The sequence below is a fragment of the Microbulbifer variabilis genome (genome assembly GCF_052467165.1).
In genome coordinates this window covers 1,071,208-1,086,930 of record NZ_CP174301.1, presented here as the reverse complement: position 1 = coordinate 1,086,930, position 15,723 = coordinate 1,071,208, and the positions used below count along the sequence as shown (strand labels likewise).

20 protein-coding genes and 3 pseudogenes are annotated in these 15,723 nt (G+C 41.7%); 2 read left to right on the top strand and 21 right to left on the bottom strand.

Translation table 11 applies throughout. The annotated features are described in order from the left end of the window. Window positions 1-8 precede the first annotated feature (8 nt). Window positions 9-557 (top strand): histidine phosphatase family protein, encoded by a 549-nt coding sequence (locus ACJJIP_RS04750; protein WP_444946316.1) that lies wholly within the window; start codon window positions 9-11, stop codon window positions 555-557. Window positions 558-894: 337 nt separating this feature from the next. Here ACJJIP_RS04750 and ACJJIP_RS04745 read toward each other — a convergent pair whose 3' ends face one another. The 6 genes and pseudogenes from ACJJIP_RS04745 to ACJJIP_RS04720 all read right to left on the bottom strand — a co-directional run bounded on the left by ACJJIP_RS04745 (window position 895) and on the right by ACJJIP_RS04720 (window position 5,908). After that, window positions 895-1,827: a hypothetical protein gene (locus ACJJIP_RS04745; protein ID WP_444946315.1), complete on the bottom strand. Its 933-nt coding sequence runs from the start codon at window positions 1,825-1,827 to the stop codon at window positions 895-897. A gap of 1,080 nt (window positions 1,828-2,907) precedes the next feature. Next, entirely contained in the window at window positions 2,908-3,324 is a 417-nt protein-coding gene (locus ACJJIP_RS04740; protein ID WP_444946314.1) for a hypothetical protein, read from the bottom strand. Window positions 3,325-3,461: 137 nt separating this feature from the next. After that, complete coding sequence (locus tag ACJJIP_RS04735; protein WP_444946313.1) at window positions 3,462-3,689, bottom strand: glutathione S-transferase N-terminal domain-containing protein; 228 nt, start codon at window positions 3,687-3,689, stop codon at window positions 3,462-3,464. 167 nt (window positions 3,690-3,856) lie between these two features. Continuing rightward, window positions 3,857-5,042 (bottom strand): annotated as a pseudogene (locus ACJJIP_RS04730) (IS3 family transposase). A 72-nt stretch (window positions 5,043-5,114) separates the two neighbouring features. Next, the gene (locus ACJJIP_RS04725; RefSeq protein ID WP_444946312.1) at window positions 5,115-5,438 is read right to left on the bottom strand and encodes a hypothetical protein; all 324 of its coding nucleotides are present in this window, start codon (window positions 5,436-5,438) and stop codon (window positions 5,115-5,117) included. Between the two features lie 77 nt (window positions 5,439-5,515). Beyond that, window positions 5,516-5,908, bottom strand: coding sequence for a hypothetical protein (locus ACJJIP_RS04720; RefSeq protein WP_353376676.1), 393 nt, complete (start codon window positions 5,906-5,908; stop codon window positions 5,516-5,518). Window positions 5,909-6,224: 316 nt separating this feature from the next. Between ACJJIP_RS04720 and ACJJIP_RS04715 the strand changes: the two are divergent. Beyond that, window positions 6,225-7,166, top strand: a pseudogene (locus tag ACJJIP_RS04715) (IS110 family RNA-guided transposase). A gap of 21 nt (window positions 7,167-7,187) precedes the next feature. On the opposite strand, the gene ACJJIP_RS04710 reads toward ACJJIP_RS04715, so the two are convergent. The 15 genes and pseudogenes from ACJJIP_RS04710 to ACJJIP_RS04640 all read right to left on the bottom strand — a co-directional run bounded on the left by ACJJIP_RS04710 (window position 7,188) and on the right by ACJJIP_RS04640 (window position 15,411). Continuing rightward, window positions 7,188-7,721, bottom strand: coding sequence for a CC0125/CC1285 family lipoprotein (locus tag ACJJIP_RS04710; RefSeq protein WP_444946311.1), 534 nt, complete (start codon window positions 7,719-7,721; stop codon window positions 7,188-7,190). Window positions 7,722-7,826: 105 nt separating this feature from the next. Beyond that, window positions 7,827-8,147 (bottom strand): hypothetical protein, encoded by a 321-nt coding sequence (locus ACJJIP_RS04705; protein ID WP_444946310.1) that lies wholly within the window; start codon window positions 8,145-8,147, stop codon window positions 7,827-7,829. Window positions 8,148-8,770: 623 nt separating this feature from the next. Continuing rightward, on the bottom strand, window positions 8,771-8,917 hold the full coding sequence (locus ACJJIP_RS04700; protein WP_444946309.1) for a hypothetical protein: 147 nt from the start codon (window positions 8,915-8,917) through the stop codon (window positions 8,771-8,773). Between the two features lie 574 nt (window positions 8,918-9,491). Next, window positions 9,492-9,896 carry an SMI1/KNR4 family protein gene (locus tag ACJJIP_RS04695; RefSeq protein WP_444946308.1) on the bottom strand — a complete coding sequence of 135 codons (405 nt, stop codon included), beginning with the start codon at window positions 9,894-9,896 and terminating at the stop codon, window positions 9,492-9,494. 105 nt (window positions 9,897-10,001) lie between these two features. After that, complete coding sequence (locus tag ACJJIP_RS04690; protein ID WP_444946307.1) at window positions 10,002-10,361, bottom strand: DUF5992 family protein; 360 nt, start codon at window positions 10,359-10,361, stop codon at window positions 10,002-10,004. Window positions 10,362-10,467: 106 nt separating this feature from the next. Beyond that, window positions 10,468-10,959, bottom strand: a complete 492-nt coding sequence (locus ACJJIP_RS04685; RefSeq protein WP_444946306.1) for an ankyrin repeat domain-containing protein — start codon at window positions 10,957-10,959, stop codon at window positions 10,468-10,470. Window positions 10,960-11,069: 110 nt separating this feature from the next. Continuing rightward, window positions 11,070-11,231: a hypothetical protein gene (locus tag ACJJIP_RS04680; protein ID WP_444946305.1), complete on the bottom strand. Its 162-nt coding sequence runs from the start codon at window positions 11,229-11,231 to the stop codon at window positions 11,070-11,072. Between the two features lie 813 nt (window positions 11,232-12,044). Next, the gene (locus ACJJIP_RS04675) at window positions 12,045-12,344 is read right to left on the bottom strand and encodes a hypothetical protein (RefSeq protein ID WP_444946304.1); all 300 of its coding nucleotides are present in this window, start codon (window positions 12,342-12,344) and stop codon (window positions 12,045-12,047) included. A gap of 147 nt (window positions 12,345-12,491) precedes the next feature. Beyond that, the gene (locus ACJJIP_RS04670; RefSeq protein WP_444946303.1) at window positions 12,492-12,902 is read right to left on the bottom strand and encodes a hypothetical protein; all 411 of its coding nucleotides are present in this window, start codon (window positions 12,900-12,902) and stop codon (window positions 12,492-12,494) included. Window positions 12,903-12,985: 83 nt separating this feature from the next. Further along, window positions 12,986-13,081, bottom strand: a pseudogene (locus ACJJIP_RS04665) (hypothetical protein); the annotation flags it as partial. After that, complete coding sequence (locus ACJJIP_RS04660) at window positions 13,078-13,389, bottom strand: DMP19 family protein (RefSeq protein WP_444946908.1); 312 nt, start codon at window positions 13,387-13,389, stop codon at window positions 13,078-13,080. The pseudogene ACJJIP_RS04665 and the gene ACJJIP_RS04660, both read right to left, overlap by 4 nt. Window positions 13,390-13,473: 84 nt before the next feature. After that, on the bottom strand, window positions 13,474-13,758 hold the full coding sequence (locus ACJJIP_RS04655) for a DUF6881 domain-containing protein (protein ID WP_444946302.1): 285 nt from the start codon (window positions 13,756-13,758) through the stop codon (window positions 13,474-13,476). Window positions 13,759-14,083: 325 nt separating this feature from the next. Further along, window positions 14,084-14,305, bottom strand: a complete 222-nt coding sequence (locus tag ACJJIP_RS04650) for a hypothetical protein (protein ID WP_444946301.1) — start codon at window positions 14,303-14,305, stop codon at window positions 14,084-14,086. A gap of 120 nt (window positions 14,306-14,425) precedes the next feature. Beyond that, window positions 14,426-14,833, bottom strand: a complete 408-nt coding sequence (locus tag ACJJIP_RS04645) for a hypothetical protein (RefSeq protein ID WP_157533421.1) — start codon at window positions 14,831-14,833, stop codon at window positions 14,426-14,428. A 74-nt stretch (window positions 14,834-14,907) separates the two neighbouring features. Next, complete coding sequence (locus tag ACJJIP_RS04640; RefSeq protein ID WP_444946300.1) at window positions 14,908-15,411, bottom strand: hypothetical protein; 504 nt, start codon at window positions 15,409-15,411, stop codon at window positions 14,908-14,910. Between the last annotated feature and the right edge of the window lie 312 nt (window positions 15,412-15,723).

Below are 15,723 nucleotides of genomic sequence, written 5' to 3'. Positions count from 1 at the left end.
CAAATAACATGCCCAGAATTTTACTTGCACGACATGGTGAGGCAGCTAAAGGAGATAATATCCTTGATCCACCCCTCACCAAGTTAGGATTTATACAAGCTGAAGAGTTAGCTCAAAAACTTGCTATTCAAGGAAGATTAAAAATCACGAGTAGTCCTAAGCTGCGAGCCAAGCAGACAGCAGAACCCCTAGCAAGAATATGGGGCGCTTCAATAGAAGTGGTCAACTTAGTCACTGAGATACCAACACCCGAAGGTATTCTATCAAGTCAACGCCTACCATGGATACGCTCTCTTCTGAATAAAGAATGGACTATAAGTGATAAACAGCAAAAAGAGTGGCGCAATGGAATTCAGAGATATTTACTTAGCATTACTGAAGATACTATAGTTTTTTGTCATTTTATGGTAATAAATTCAATCGTTGCTTATATTCATAAAAGCCAAAAAATTCAACAGTTTCGACCAGAGTATACGTCAATAACTGAACTAACAATTCAAAATAATCAGTTATATTTAGTAAGCTTGGGAAAAGAGAAAGACAGCCAAATTCTTTAGCATACGCTATTTAGGTCAGGATGCTAAACTCTCTGATAATAAGTTAAATTCTATTGAATCAAGTAGAACAGCATAGTTTTATAGTCTGTGCCTATGAACAATCACCATCAGCAACCAAGAACACAATAAATATTCAATTCAAATTATAAAAAATGATCTATCCATCTTATTAATTTTCTGCGACAAAAACCAAATAAAGTATAATAAGCAGTTGGCAGCTCACAGCAACTATAGAGGATAGTGTTTGATATTTGCACCACCAGATCCCCTTCAGTGAAGGGAGCAAACTTATAAATGGAAATATAAATCTGTACCTTATTGGGAGTGTTGATACCCCCTAAAGACCTTCACTCATAGTTTCATTACATAGCTCAACATATTTTTCAGCTTTACGCTGAACAAAATCATCATTACTTTCTCTAATAAGAGCACTGAGATCAAGAGATTTATATTTAAACCCGACTGATCGTCCCAAACTTTCTATTAATTCATTACAGAGCACTGCAACACAAGAAAGCCTAACCCAGAGGATTGGAGTTCCTCTAAGACATAGCCCAGACATAACATTAATAAGGGGGGAAATTTTCTCAACAAAATTATATTCTTTTAGGGCATCTGTAAACTCTGAAAAAGACATACACCTCGCTACTGACTCGCCTTCATTAATGGTAAGCGCATTTCCTATACTTGATAAAGTATCAAAGAAAATATGCTCCTTTTGTACTTTCCAATTAGCATTTGGGTGATGACTAGTTATTTTTGAACCGGACAACATCAGAAATAGCGATTTTTTGAACTCAAGCAACTTAACAGAAGACTCATCTACAGCAAAATCAGCATAAGCAACTTTACTCTCTATCAGCTCTGACAAACAGAGCAGTCTTGCTAGCCTGTAAATGGTGCTTTTTCCATAATGGCCATTCAAATCAATTTTATAGGGTTTTTTCGGAATATTCGTAACTCTGGCTTTAAAATCACGGGCAGCCAGAAGAAGCTGGAACTTAAGGGGACCAATAGCTTGATACAACCTGGCCCTCGCCTCAAAATTGTATCTTATATCAGCTTCATTCTCCTTCAAGTATACTTCTACATCCTTTCTAATTAGGCCATCTTGCACACTCTTAAAATCACTTAAAGATCTATCTAGCTCATTTTTATATTTCTGAAGATCCTTTTCCAATCTATGAGCAACTAGTGACTTAGTCAACCATATAGCAGTGAGTGAAGAAACGCCTAAAGAAGAAATAAATGTGGGTATATCTAAATCCATGAACTAATACCTCCTTGCTTAGTCTTCACACTGATAATCAGCCAACTTTATCCGAAATCAGTCAAACAATCTAACCATAAATTTTCCACCTACTCCATACTAAATATAAGCAGCAATCGGATACTTGCAGAATCTTCCAAAGTGAAAGTCGTTACCCATCCTTATTGAATAAAATTCTGATATGGATTTCTATATATTCACACCTCTTCACTTCCCAACAGCGTTGGAAGATTTTACTTCAGCTAATCCATGATAAAAATCTTTTAAACCAGAAAATTTCCTAACTCATAAATTGCAAATTGAATATGTACGGTTCTGTTTGCTTCCAGTATGTCGGCCATACAACATCATCCCAAACTAAAGCCGATGTATAAGCGATTAGACGACGCTGGTAAATCTAAGAAGATCGCTCTGATTGCCTACATGAGAAAGCAGATTACGATCCTGAATACGATGGTGAAAATTAACACTTACTGGGATGCAAGTATGGCTTAAAAACTTGACGAGCAACCATAGTCGCTTGTTAAGTATTTGCCAACACCCCAGCCAACCAAAAAATGGTGCTGTACGTTAAAGCTTTAAAGCTGATTAAAAATATAACTTGTAAAATAGATAGTTTAGAATGTATACCAAAATCAATAAGTTCATAGAGTTTTTTGGGAAAGTACTTTTTTATACTTAGTATAACCATAATTACTGCCATACCTACATAAAGTAACACGACACCCCAAAAAACCGTTCTGGTTCAACATCAATACTGATTGTTTCTGAGAGACCAGCTCGTTTATAGACAGATACCTTGCCACTCACAACAGCAAACACGCAATAGGCTAACGTGAAAATAGTAAACAGCAGATGAATGAATCCAACTTTCCGTGGCATTGCTACCCCATACTCTAGGTACTTAACGCTTTAAACAGCGGAATAAAAACTGGAGGTTTTTGTGCCCACCCGGATTAACTTGTTAATTTCCCAGTATCTAATTTGTAGGGACATCTCATATTTCTTTCGAGATAGAAGACTGGTAGTTACCCTCCATACAAACCCTTAGAGGGAGGGCAGATATTAAAAAGGTTGCAATCAGCTTCCTAGCTTTCTAACTTGAATTTGGCTTGGAACCAAAGGCAATGAAGGGTCGAGTTCACCCTGCACACGTAGTGCCCATTCTCGTATGCGACTACGACGGAAAAGTCCGTCTCCTCCTGTAAGCCCAGCCTCATAACCAAAAGCAAGGAGCGCATAGACAGAGAGGTCTGCAACACTCACTTCACTACGATTACACATAAAAGGACCTCTCTCAAGCGCTTTACTCAAACGTGCACCGACATGACGTGCAGCAGCCATTATGCTGTTTCCTGGAGCATTTTCAGCTTCCCTGCGGACAAAAGGAGCCCACCGAAGGACTAGAGGCCATACAAAACGCCATGCGCCGATTGCGTTATCTGGTACCGTGCGATTCATGGCACAACCGAGGCGCCAAGCGTTGATCAGCTGCACAGGAAGTGCTAGCGATAAAGCCGGTCGCACAAACCTAAAATTTGCAGGAATCATGCAATGCTGGACCCAATCATCAAGTTCGTTAATGCACGGATCACCGTCTACAGGGTACAGGGGACGCTGAGGGAAGCGTTCATCTAGCCAATGAGTATTTCTTGTGAATCATTTTTGCTTTCACCATCAATTGTCAAAACAGGCACGGTATGCCCCATCGGAAGTGTTTCCCTCATATTAAACGGAGATACATAGACAATTTCGTAAGCGATCTTTTTAAAAGCGAGAAAAGCTTGGACTTTAAGACCGTATGGACTGGTAGCGAAAGTGTAGAGCACGACTTTTGGGGTATTGAATTCCATGCTTTCCATAATTAGCTCCTTCTATACCAGTGGTTTAACAGCTCGTTTAAAAAAGAGTGAGCCAAGGTGTCAGTAGAATTAACGCCGGCCACAGTGGCCTGCGGACTTAGCACGTAATTGTACCAGCAATTTGAGTGAAAGGTGATCTTGCCCCGATAAAACGGACACACTACTTTTCATACTGCTATTCGCTCATATTCTATTAATGATTGATAGCCTAAAGCTGAATGCAGCTGCTTACGGTTGTAAAAATCATTAATATATCGAGCCAGAGCATACTTTAAATGGCTCATTGTCTGGAAGCTAGTTTCTCTAATCAGTTCAGCTTTTAAGCTATGGAAGAACGACTCCATATGAGTATTATCCGTATATTTACCCGCTCTACTCAAGCTATGCTGGATTCCATATCTTCCCAACTCTTTTTGATACTCGGACCCTCTGTTCTCTACACCTCTGTCCGTGTGTAATATTAATCCCGGTTGTGATCCTCTTTTCCTTCCAGCATTCATCAGGGTTTTTCGGGTTAATTCTGTTGCTCTCTTCGTGTCTAAACTCCAACCGATTACTCGGCGAGAATACAAATCCATCACCACTGACAAGTACTGCCATTGACCCTTAACCTTAAGGTAAGTTATGTCAGCAACCCAAACTTGATTCTTGCTTTTAGGCACAGCTCCTTCCGGTCTAAGATTCTCCCCAGAGGCTAGGAAACGCATTATTCCTGGTGCCCTACGTGTCACTCTCGTAACTCTGGCTACGACTCCTAATTCCTGCATCAGCCGGGCTACGCGCTTATGGCTAACTTCATAGCCCTTGGTCAGCAGGGCTTTCCAAATTCTTGGAATACCATAGCGCCCTGCAGAGTCATCCGAAATCTTTTGAATCTCTGAACTTTTAGATCATCATCTTGGTGTTTTCGGTGCGATCGCGGCCTCTTCAGCCAATCATAATAGCCACTGCGCGATACTCCTAGCCACTGACAAGTTCTTTTGATACCTAATGCTGATCCGAACCTCTGGATAAATCGATATCTTGCTGATGTTCCTCTGCAAGAAACCGTTGCCACTTTTTTAGCAAATCAAGCTCCTGCTTTAATTTACGATTCTCCGCCTCTAAACGCTTTACCCTAGAAAGTTCCTTTTCTGTTCTAGAGACTACATCAGTAAGCTTTCTTCGTTTATCTGCCACAATCTTCCCTTCCTGAAACTCTTTTCGCCATCGTGACAGCATGAAAGGGTGAATGTCGAGAGTTTCAGCCACTTCCTTAACTTGAATGCCCTCTATCAAGCTAAGCATTACCGCTTTCACTTTGAATTCGTTTGAATACTGCCAAGTCTTTCTAGGTTTGTTGTATTTCGGCATAAGACACCTCGTCTGTTTGACCTTGGTGTCCGTTAAAACGGGGCAAGATCAATGTCCATCTTGATCGCCTTGTTAGGTGCTTTTGCATAAAACCAAAATGCTGACACTGCCGCCTTCACTATAATATGACAGGGTTTCTTTGATAGGCTTACAGGTATTGCTATTCTCTAAATATAAATCGATATACTTTTCAATATCTCGAAAATATACCTCTTGACCTTCTGTATCATTCTTCGAACTAAAAGTATGGTAAGTATATATAAAATAATACGTTCCCTCTCCATACTTTGAAACCTTTCTTTCTTTTGAAAAGTCATCTAGCTCAACGTGGTGTGGCGTTCGTGAGCAAGAGATCAGTAGAAAGGATAAAGCTATCAATAAAACTCCAATTTTCATTGGCCGGTGCACCTAACGCTCAAAGCAGCGGCGCGCGTCAGCGCGTCCAGCCCGCAGGGCGATGCTGCCTTTGCTTGTTATGAGCTTGGTGCAATTGGGAAACCCTCTGGCTGTGCTTCAAATTCAGATTGTGGCCTTTTATCTTTTTCTCTAGTAGCAAAGACTTGGCCACTTTTATTGATTTGCAAATATACAGTGCCGTTGAAGTATTCACCATCTTCGCCGCCATACGTAATCAAATTTCGGCCGTATTTCCATTCTCCGATTTCGGAACTGACAACCAAACTGCTTGAGGTAAATACAATAACTTTTACTTCGCCAGGGGAAATATGAGTGATACTTCCCCCGCTATTTAAAGATATTGATACACCAGTATTGTTATAGATATCTATCTCTGCGATTCGAGGGCAACCACTCAACACTATTGCGAGTAGTGTCATTAGCGCTGAAAGTTTTATTCGTCTTGCCATGCTAGTGCTCATAACGCCCCGCACAGGGGCAGACAAAAAAGCGCAGCGTTTTGGCTGTCCCAGCGACCAACGGGAGCGATTGCTGCGGCTTGTATGGTTGTTCTTGCCCGGTTCTGATGTTGAAAATCCTTTTCCCTAACGGGTAAATTGAGACCCACCTTCGGCGGCCACCGAAGGCCTTGTTTGCCACAGTTCGTTGCTGCGCTGGTTCATAAAGACCGCTAACAAGTAGGAACGTGACAGACACTCATTAGGCATAACTCGAATAGTCATGTGGGCCTCAAGCCCGAATAGCAAGGCGGAGATAGCTTATCTTATGGAACCTCAAGAGATCAATGTCGGTATCGATACTAGCAGCAAACAGCTCGATATTTTTGTGAGACCAACTGGCCAATTCTTTAGTGTTACCAATGATAAAGATGGTATTAAGGACGCCATTAAACGACTGCAACCCCTTAAACCCAAAAGAGTACTTATCGAGTCCACCGGAAGGCTTGAACTGGAGTTTGTCTGTTCTGCCCACAAAGCGGGGGTGCCGATAGTTGTTTGCAATCCTTCGCAGGTAAGAAACTTTGCAAAGTCAGCGGGGCGACTCGCCAAAACTGACAAGCTGGATGCTGTCGACATTGCTCACTTTGGAGAGGCAATGAAGCCAAGATTATCGTAGTTAAAACCTGAAAAATTAACGAATATCAGTGACTTACTCGTTGTAAGAAGCCAGTGCTTGGAGATGAGTACAATGCAAAAGAACCGTCTCAAGCGAATGCCTAAATCTGTACACAAACCTATTCAAGCCATATTGAAAACCATCAAAAAAGAGTTAGAAGGAATCGATAAGCAGCTGGATAAACTCGTCAGCAGTATTGCCGAATGGCGATAAAAACGTGACCTATTGTTAAGCGCTAAAGGGGTAGGAAATGTATTGGCCTACACCCTGATGAGCGAATTACCTGAATTGGGGAAACTGAACCGAAAAGAGATTGCTGCACTTGTTGGTATCGCCCCTATGAACCGAGATAGTGGGAACTTTCAAGGTAAACGCTATATTCGTGGTGGACGGCATCGTGTGCGCACGGTCCTGTTTGTTTCCATAATGTCGGCGATCCAGTGCCACCCTAAATTAAAGCCAATGTATAAACGCTTAGTCGACGCTGGCAAACCTAAAAAAGTGGCCCTCATTGCCTGTATGAGAAAGCAACTTACCATTCTGAATACGATGGTAAAAAACAACACATATTGGGATGAGAATATGGCTTAAAAGCTTGACGAAGAACCATAGTCACTTGTTAGGTGCATCTTGAATACCGTGCTTTTGCTTGAGGCTATTTGCAATAAACTGTGCATTATATGCGAAACCCTCAGGTTTTTCGTTGAAACACACTATTGTATTTGAGGTTCGGGGCTTGGAAATATTGTAAGTTTGGCCACCCGATACAGTAGTTGTTGCAGTGCCGTATGTATTAGCTTTGTAGGTGGTGTTATTGCCGTAATTGTATGCAGAGCCATATGTGTTGGCATTTACATTGGTTGTTGCTGTGGTAGGAGTTGTATAAGTGCTGTTTTTTGAGTACTGCTGTGCATCAACGATAACGAAATATTTATACCCATGCTCCAATGCTAATTCGGCGCTACGAAGCAACGCATAATCATTGGCCTTATCTCTTCCGGTGTAACCATTACCTTTGAAAGTAACGGTAAACACATTTGTGTCTAGTTGTGTTTCTGAGAAGCCACCAGTCATACCCTGCGGCTGGTAGGCGGTTGCACAACCACCAAGGGCCAAAATAATTGATAAAGTTACGATGATTCTCATGTTCTCTCCTTGCACCTAACGTTGCCAGCAAGGGCAGCCGAAGCAGAGCGTAGGCTGTCCAGCCCAGCCTCCGTCTGGGCGATCTTGCCAGGCCTGGTTATACGATTACTCATACTTGTTTTTGAACCCTGAAACTTCTGGCGACATTAGTAGCCAAGCTTCAGGCAATGTTGCTTCATATTCTTTAAGATATTGCTCTGTTTCATAGGCTGTGCCTGTGACACGAATTTCTCCATCTATACGATCGAAAATTACAGGCGCGTTGCCGCCTAGATAAGTTGAAATATCATTCGGATTGTAATTCTTAGCTTGATAATAAAACACCCAGCCATAAGGTTTATCTTCAACGGCACTAACTTCGGCTACCCCCTCAGTAGTTACTTCAACCCATTTAGGTACTATTTCAAGTGCTTGGCTAAATCTCATGATCTCTTTTTCGTATAACGCCCGGTTTGGGGCTGACCTGGAGCTGCAAAGCAGCGGAAAGGCAGTCCAAGCCCCGCAGGGGCGACAGCAGCCTCTTGTTATGTGATGGCAACTACTCCACTCTTTTCTTTCGTTCCCCAAAAGAAGTTGCACCATATATAACGCAGAAGAATACCGATGCAAGAGCATAGTACCTGGCAGACTCATTCCATAGGCTTCGATACAGCTCGACCTCATTTACTTTCTCACAAAGTTCGAGCGATTCAATTATGCAACTCTCTAGTCCTGACATAACTCGTTCTGCATAACTTATTTGATAGCCAAGCATAGAAATACACCACACGGCTACTCCGATGCTAAATACGGAAAGTACCTTTCTGTTACGACTTAATTGCCTGAACATTTTGAGCTTACTCTTTTAGTCACAAATGCCCGCAGTTGCGTCTGGTTGGAGCGCAGCGGAAAACCAGTCCGACAACCTGCGCTTGTTAAATGCTGAACTCACAGCCTACTCAAATACTCAATTTGAACTTCACCACCGATATAAGGACCATCATCACTACAATCGTTCGCTGGTTCATCGAAATTTACCCACACGCTTGTGATAATTCTGTCCTTGCCTTTTATAGTTCTCTGAGTACTTTCCACTGATTCTTCTTTTCCAATAGCTTCCTTACAAATTCTGGCTGAATTGAAACAGTTCCAATCGCCCCATCTGGCCACCAAAAATGTGGTTCAATCTTTACTCTATCACCATCTTCAAATTTCATTATGCTTTCGATTGCTACTGGCATTTAATGCCTCAATAACGGGCAGACAAACCGAAGGTTTGGCTGTCCAACCGAAGGCGACCGTTGATTGATTTGTTAAGTGTAGCTATATCAAAAAACCATCATCTACAAAAAATTTAAAAAATATAGGACAAATTATACCGTAAGATAATAGCCGTTATTAACTATGACAAAATAACAAAGCTGTAAAATTAAGATTATTATTCCAGCTTTTATAAACCTATCTTTAGATTTACTACCTAGGTTTTTTTACAAATACCGAACAATAAAAAAAATATACCTATAGGTATTGTAATAAATACACCCAACATTTGAGGTACTACTATATACATACCCGTAAAAGCCTCAAAATAAGGGCTGTAGAAAGTATATACCCCTATTATGTATAGTAATAGAGACACTATGAATAGGTATAATATGTGAAATGGATTAAATTGTTTCATATGACACCTAACGCCGTTATAACTGGCCGGAACGTAGTTGGTTTATTTGCGCTACCGTAGCGACTAAGAGCAAACGAAGTAACTTAATGACGGTCAGGTTGATAACCTTGTTATACGTTTTTAACCACATCTTCTTGCTCTTCCTTACACAACTGAATGTACTCTTCTATATCTGCTGCAAGCTCTAGATCACTAATATCTCGAGAGTCAAATTCTTCCTCGTGATCAGCAAAATAGATTGTCTCGTCATGCACTTTTAAGTTTAAGAACATGAAATTTCCAAACCCATCATGTCCAATCGCTAAAAAATGGGGCGGCCAAAGATTTCCATAAAAGTGACATTTTCGAAGCTCTAGATTAGTTGTTGTAATCCACTCTAGCTCCTTCACTAAATTATCTTCTACACAATCAATTTCATCCAATGGCTTAAACGGATAGTTCAATAAAGCCGACTTGTAGAACTCTGGTAAAATTAGGCCTAGTTTGTCCTCAATTTCCTTGAAGTAAGTTTCCATCACCATCTCTCTTGAACGTATAACGCCCGCAACACCGGACCGTTTGGAGCGCAGCGAAAAACGGGTCCGCGTGCTTGCGTTTGTTATACCGCCCTCATCACATCTCTATATTGGAGAAAATGCAATGTAGGCCGCGTGCGAGCATGTTTCAACATCTTCGTAGGTATAAATATTAACTTTTTTTCCAGTCGTGAATGCAACCATAGCCATTGAAAAAGCTCGATTATGAATATTTTCATCATTGCCGTTGTTGCCAGCAACCGAGAGCGGAAAACTAATGGTTGTATCTTCACAGGCGTAGTTACCGTCTCCATTAGCTACCGTGACATTGAAACTTTTACCGTTTGCTGCCGTATTGGTGATAGCAACCACATTGACTGATGTTGCTAACCACCTTCCTTCAGCAAAGGAAGGTGTTGAAAATGCGGCTGAAACAGCAATCAATGGAATCAAAAACTTCTTCATTCTTACCTCTATTTTTTACTTTGATAGATATAACGTCTTTAGCAACGGAAAATTGCGGAGCCGAAGGCGGCATAATTTTTCCGATTGCCTAAACTTGTTAGGCGCCTCACCACTTTAACCCTTTTAGGTTAATAAGTTTTGCTGACTGACTCTCTTTATCTAGCAATACTTCATACCCCACATAAGAGAAGTAGTCCTGCAGAGTCTCTGCTGGCTCAACGTAGCCTAGTAAAAGTTCTGCCACGTTATGCTCATTGTTAATTGCAGCCTCACTTAAAGCAGTATCTCCATCTGGAGTCTTCTGCCTAGGATTGGCACTTTCCTTGAGTAGAAATTCACACAGCTCATAATAACCGAGGCTTGCAGCTTCAGACAAAGGATTGTTGCCAAATTCATTAGCCGTATTGATTTCAGATCCACGCGCTAACAACCATGCGACTTCATCTAGATGATCTTCAACTGCTAAATAATGAAGCACAGTCTCTCCAATCCCATTCTTAGCGTGTACTATCTCCGGGTCTTCCGAGATGAGTTTTTCGGCTAGAGACTTGTCCTGCATTACCGCGTTAATGAGTAAATCAAAATTTTCCTTGCTCATCAATATCCTAGTCGCTTAACGCCCGGCTTTGGAGCTGGCTTGGAGCTGCGAAGCAGCGGAAAGGCAGTCCCAACCCCGAAGGGGCGACAACAGCCGCTTGTTATGTGACTTTAGTATGACCACTTGCCTTCCTCGACCAATATGGCTTGGCCGGATTCCTCGTTTATTTCCAATATGCCATCGGAATAGATGATGAAATGCCCTTTATCCCCAGTGAACTGATAGCCCTGAAATTGGCAGGGTGTAACTCCATCTTTGCATAAGGAGTGCATTGTTTCTCCGGTGAAATTTGAAACCGAGTCTGACACCAAATTTTTTACCTTAAACTTTACAGAGCTACAACTTACACGGCCTTCTGGGCATGATCCTATTTCGATTTCGTAGGTTGGTGTAATCAGTGTTTCCGCGAAAGCGGATGAGGATGAAATCAATAGAAATATTACTAAAAGTCGCTTCATACTTATTTCACATAACGCCCGCAACAGGGGCGACCAATGCTGTGCACATTTTGTGTGAAACTGGGAGCGCAGCGACCTGCACAAAATTTGCACTGCGTTGGGCGTCCCGCGGAGGCCCCAAGGGCCGGAGCAACCTGCTTGCGCTTGTTAGTGGCAATCACTGTAAGATGTATCCGTAAATCGCTAACCCTAACACTGCGAGCACCACGACTAAAAACTTTAGCTGGCCATTGTGTACTTCTGCGTTTGTAATTGGTTGAAGCTTTACCGTAAATAGTGTGAATAGAGAGAGTATAACGCTCGCGGAAAAACAGATAAGAAGCGGTAGTACACTTACCATAAACACTGAAATAAACGCAGATAGGCCAGTTATTGCCCACAAAGCCTTTTTTGCTTTTTGCCACTGTGTTGGCTCAACGCTGTGGTAACAGCAGCTTGAACATCGTGCAGGACCAAGTGAATGCGCCCCAATCTTTGAAAAAGCATTGACTCCAAAATTTTTGCAATGTGGGCACTGAAATCTCATTCTTGCTTACCACTAACGCCTAGCACACGGGCGGCCGAAGCAAAGCGTAGGCCGTCCAGCCCACATATTTCGTGGGCAATCGTGCTGCTTTTTGTTATGCATTAGCCTCTCCGCCAGTCTTTAATAGTTGCAATAAGTAGGGCTATGAAAATTACTAGAAGGAAAAAGGCAATACCATAGCCCACAGCACCATCTACTTTTGCTCCTTTGGCCTCCCAATGCCCATAGGTTATAAGCTGGTATAGCATTGCAAAAGATATGAAGCCACTAGTAAATACAGCTAGTAACATATGCCGCAAATTGAAAAGCTTTTTCCCAAAAGCAAGCTCCCCCCATGAAGGAGTCTCGATTTTTCTATCGAGGCCTTTACGACGCCATCGGCGGTCTTTGAGATTAGACATAGTTTTTATTCATAACGCCTCCGGCAGGGGCAGCTTACCTTGTGCACATTTTGCGCAGGTCGCTGTGCTCCCATTTTTGCGCAAAATGTGCACAAGGTAAGCTATCCCGCAGAGGGCCGCAGGCCCAGAGCAAATTGCCCGGCTTTGTTAAGGGCGCTCACTGGCTAATAGCTCCAGTAGCTTCGCATTGTATGCCTGAGCAAAGTATTTATTGTATTCATGGCTGCCTATGTCTAGCGCAAAATTTTTATAGTGGAGCCCGGTGCCACAAATAAGGAAAGTATTGGGCGCAAAATCCTGTAGGCTACCCTTGAGAGCCAACTCCGAAATCCCTGGGACTTTGTACCCTTCGCCGGGAATGTAAACTTCAACAAATTGCTTGTGATCCTGACGATAGTCACTAAGGGCCTCTTCAAAACCACGGTTAGCAGACGCTATAGGATCATTCGCTATTGCGATCAATTCGTTACTTTTCGATATTTCGACCCAAACCCACGAAACTAGTCCAGCTAATAGAGTCACACCTAAGAAAAATACGTTTTTTATGATATTGTTCATTCTGCCCCTTAACGTCACTAGCAAGGGCTGAGGAGCCTAAGCGACGAGGTCCAGCGCGAACTTGCCTAGCTTTGTTAAATGTTTTACAGGAGATTGTTATTTTTTGCATACGCGTACATCAACTCTTCCAAGTCGTTAGGATATTTATAAAAATCAGAATCTAGTGAATCTAATTTTAGAACTCCACTTTCCTCAAGCGCCTCAAGTTCCTGTTGACGAACTTCTCGGTCTTTAGGTGGACCATCTCACCAAAATTAGCATTCGCCGCTTCGACAATGCTAGCCGTTTTTGACGCACCAATTTTATGCAAAGACGCAACAGTTTCGATGGAGATATCTCCAGCGGAATTCCAAAAGAACTGATTAAACCCTCCGTTATTCACTTCCGCTTCCAACATCCATACGCAAACCATCACTAGCTCATGCTCATTTAGACTCTCTGATCCAGCCCCCAAATACTTATCAATTATTGGATCAACTAGCCCCATCAACTCGTCAAATCGTTCTGTCATAGCTCTTTGTACATTTAACGCCCCAAGCTGAGGCGCGAAGCGTCCGACAGCCTTGGCTTGTTATGCGATGCCACGCACATACTTTTGCCACAATGTTTCGAACTCGTCTCTGGTTATTGATTGGCCAGAGAGTTCATCTTGTGAGTTTATTACATCTAAGCTTGGCACTTCACAAATACCTAGCTCTGTATCTTTTGTTGATCCTTTGTCAGATGCGTAACCTATACTTCCATCTCTGAAAAACTCTAGCTTACGTGTTTCGAAATTATCATCTGCGATTTCTGATACTAATCGATATGGATAATCTTCAGAATCTTGAATCCAATCAACATCGATGTATCTCACGAAACTCTCCTAAAGCGCATAACGCTTTGCTCAACGGCGCGCGCGGTTTGCGCGTCCGGTGGATGGCCGTAGGCCCGTAACGAATTGCAGCAATTTGTTAGGTGTTTCTAGCACGATCGACTCTCTCGATTAACTCAGTGATAACGGGGTTTTTAGATAATGGGATAAACCTCATTGGAAGGTTAAACGCAAGCTCCTTGCCGATAGCGCCATCTGAACGAACTTGTAACACAACCCTTTCCGGTGAATTCATCTGGGCGTAACTAATATTAATGATATCTTTGAGCAAGACTCTTTGCTCTTTCCCTCCTTTACGGAAGAGCAATCATTCACCCTCGTCATAGACCTCATCAGCTAGATCCCAGAGTAACTTTTTGAAGAAGAAAAAGCCAAAGACAGCCATGAAAACTGGTACAGCTAAGAACATTATGGACTCCTTGGCTGCTCCGGCTGCCAAAGACGTAACTAGAAAGAAAGCAAGAAACCCAAACCATATGTTTAGAAAAAACTTCTTAAAATAGAATGTTGATCCTGATATTTTCTTCATACTAACTCTGACACCTAACGCCCATAGCATGGGCCGTAGCAAAATGGCGCTTTTTTTGCGAAGCAAGAAAAGTGACAGTTTGCGGAGGTCCAGCCCGAAGGGCGAACATGCCTGTGCTGGTTATGTGTTTGCACCTTGAGTCAGCCTTAATGAATTTACTCTTCTAATCATTACTCCAATTAATGTAGCAATTGATATTTCTACAATTGTTATTGGGGCATCGATTATCCATGTTTTAGGGTAATAGATTGTTTCTAATAAAATTGCCAAAGTAGCAGTGCTAAATAACCAACAAATGACACAAGTAATAGTACAATGAAGAAACGTAAAATCTTCCTGTTTCTTAGCTAAAATACTCAATATTACGATAGATAAAAGACTAGATGCACCATAGCTTAATAAAAAGAACTCCTTGGATTTTCCATATTCTAAAGCAGAGATTCCCCAAAAATAGCTTATACAAGTTGAAAGTGTAGTAAGCGAAATAAATAGTAATATCGAAAATTTTAATATTCTAATCCAGTTCAACTTGACTCCTTCTTATTGGCACATAACGTTGCAAGCAGCGGTGCGCTGTAAGCGCATCCGCCTGCCTTGCCTTGTTAGGCATTTTGGTACGCTGCCCAATGCGATTTAAAAATTGAACCATCATGGTCGTTTATGTTCGTCTTGTGCTCAATTTCGAAGTTCTGTGATTTCTTTGTGATGGCCGATATCAATTCAAACAAACCTTCTATTGCATCCTGATTCCATTCCGGCCCCATGCGATAATCTAGCGCGAGGCTGTTAGAGAACACGAACAAGCCAAGTTCCGGTAGCTCTTTGCCGCTCGGACTTTTTACATTTCCGAAACAAAGATGAAAAGGTTCAGCTTCACTGGACACAACCAGTTCCGAAGGGTTATCTTCTAATGAGATCGGAACCTCACATTGCTTCGATACAGACCAATAATAAGTATTTTCCGAAGATATGCATCCCGCGTGATTTCTTAGAATCTCATATCCTAGAATTACTTCCTCAGCCGTAAGATTGGCTATTTCAATATCGGGTAGAGAACCATCATTCTCTCCAAAAATTTCTATCAATTCACTCCAATCTTCAATCATCGCTGATGCCTAACAGTGTATTCAAAAGCAGCTGCATTATATCATCTGACAATATATCCCAAGATAAGAAATTACCAAAGCCAGGAAAGATATTTATAAATCAGGGAGTTGGGCGTCAATGACATAGTAATACTCAAGTGGATATATTGCAGCTGCATCATATTTTGTTATTTTGTTGCTTTTGATCACAGATGTAAATCATTCAAAATCAATAAGTTAACGCTCATATTACTGTGGATATGTGCAGCTGCTTTTGATCTTAGGTATTGACAATCCAGAAAAACACCAAATACTGTATAAAAAAACAGCTTG

Bases quoted from the DNA above. Each gene is read 5' to 3' on its own strand.
- ACJJIP_RS04750 (WP_444946316.1), top strand. From the start codon at position 9: ATGCCCAGAATTTTACTTGCACGACATGGTGAGGCAGCTAAAGGAGAT.
- ACJJIP_RS04745 (WP_444946315.1), bottom strand. From the start codon at position 1,827: ATGGATTTAGATATACCCACATTTATTTCTTCTTTAGGCGTTTCTTCA.
- ACJJIP_RS04735 (WP_444946313.1), bottom strand. From the start codon at position 3,689: ATGGAAAGCATGGAATTCAATACCCCAAAAGTCGTGCTCTACACTTTC.
- ACJJIP_RS04725 (WP_444946312.1), bottom strand. From the start codon at position 5,438: ATGAAAATTGGAGTTTTATTGATAGCTTTATCCTTTCTACTGATCTCT.
- ACJJIP_RS04720 (WP_353376676.1), bottom strand. From the start codon at position 5,908: ATGGCAAGACGAATAAAACTTTCAGCGCTAATGACACTACTCGCAATA.
- ACJJIP_RS04710 (WP_444946311.1), bottom strand. From the start codon at position 7,721: ATGAGAATCATCGTAACTTTATCAATTATTTTGGCCCTTGGTGGTTGT.
- ACJJIP_RS04705 (WP_444946310.1), bottom strand. From the start codon at position 8,147: ATGAGATTTAGCCAAGCACTTGAAATAGTACCTAAATGGGTTGAAGTA.
- ACJJIP_RS04700 (WP_444946309.1), bottom strand. From the start codon at position 8,917: ATGAAATTTGAAGATGGTGATAGAGTAAAGATTGAACCACATTTTTGG.
- ACJJIP_RS04695 (WP_444946308.1), bottom strand. From the start codon at position 9,896: ATGGAAACTTACTTCAAGGAAATTGAGGACAAACTAGGCCTAATTTTA.
- ACJJIP_RS04690 (WP_444946307.1), bottom strand. From the start codon at position 10,361: ATGAAGAAGTTTTTGATTCCATTGATTGCTGTTTCAGCCGCATTTTCA.
- ACJJIP_RS04685 (WP_444946306.1), bottom strand. From the start codon at position 10,959: ATGAGCAAGGAAAATTTTGATTTACTCATTAACGCGGTAATGCAGGAC.
- ACJJIP_RS04680 (WP_444946305.1), bottom strand. From the start codon at position 11,231: ATGCACTCCTTATGCAAAGATGGAGTTACACCCTGCCAATTTCAGGGC.
- ACJJIP_RS04675 (WP_444946304.1), bottom strand. From the start codon at position 12,344: ATGTCTAATCTCAAAGACCGCCGATGGCGTCGTAAAGGCCTCGATAGA.
- ACJJIP_RS04670 (WP_444946303.1), bottom strand. From the start codon at position 12,902: ATGAACAATATCATAAAAAACGTATTTTTCTTAGGTGTGACTCTATTA.
- ACJJIP_RS04660 (WP_444946908.1), bottom strand. From the start codon at position 13,389: ATGGGGCTAGTTGATCCAATAATTGATAAGTATTTGGGGGCTGGATCA.
- ACJJIP_RS04650 (WP_444946301.1), bottom strand. From the start codon at position 14,305: ATGAAGAAAATATCAGGATCAACATTCTATTTTAAGAAGTTTTTTCTA.
- ACJJIP_RS04640 (WP_444946300.1), bottom strand. From the start codon at position 15,411: ATGATTGAAGATTGGAGTGAATTGATAGAAATTTTTGGAGAGAATGAT.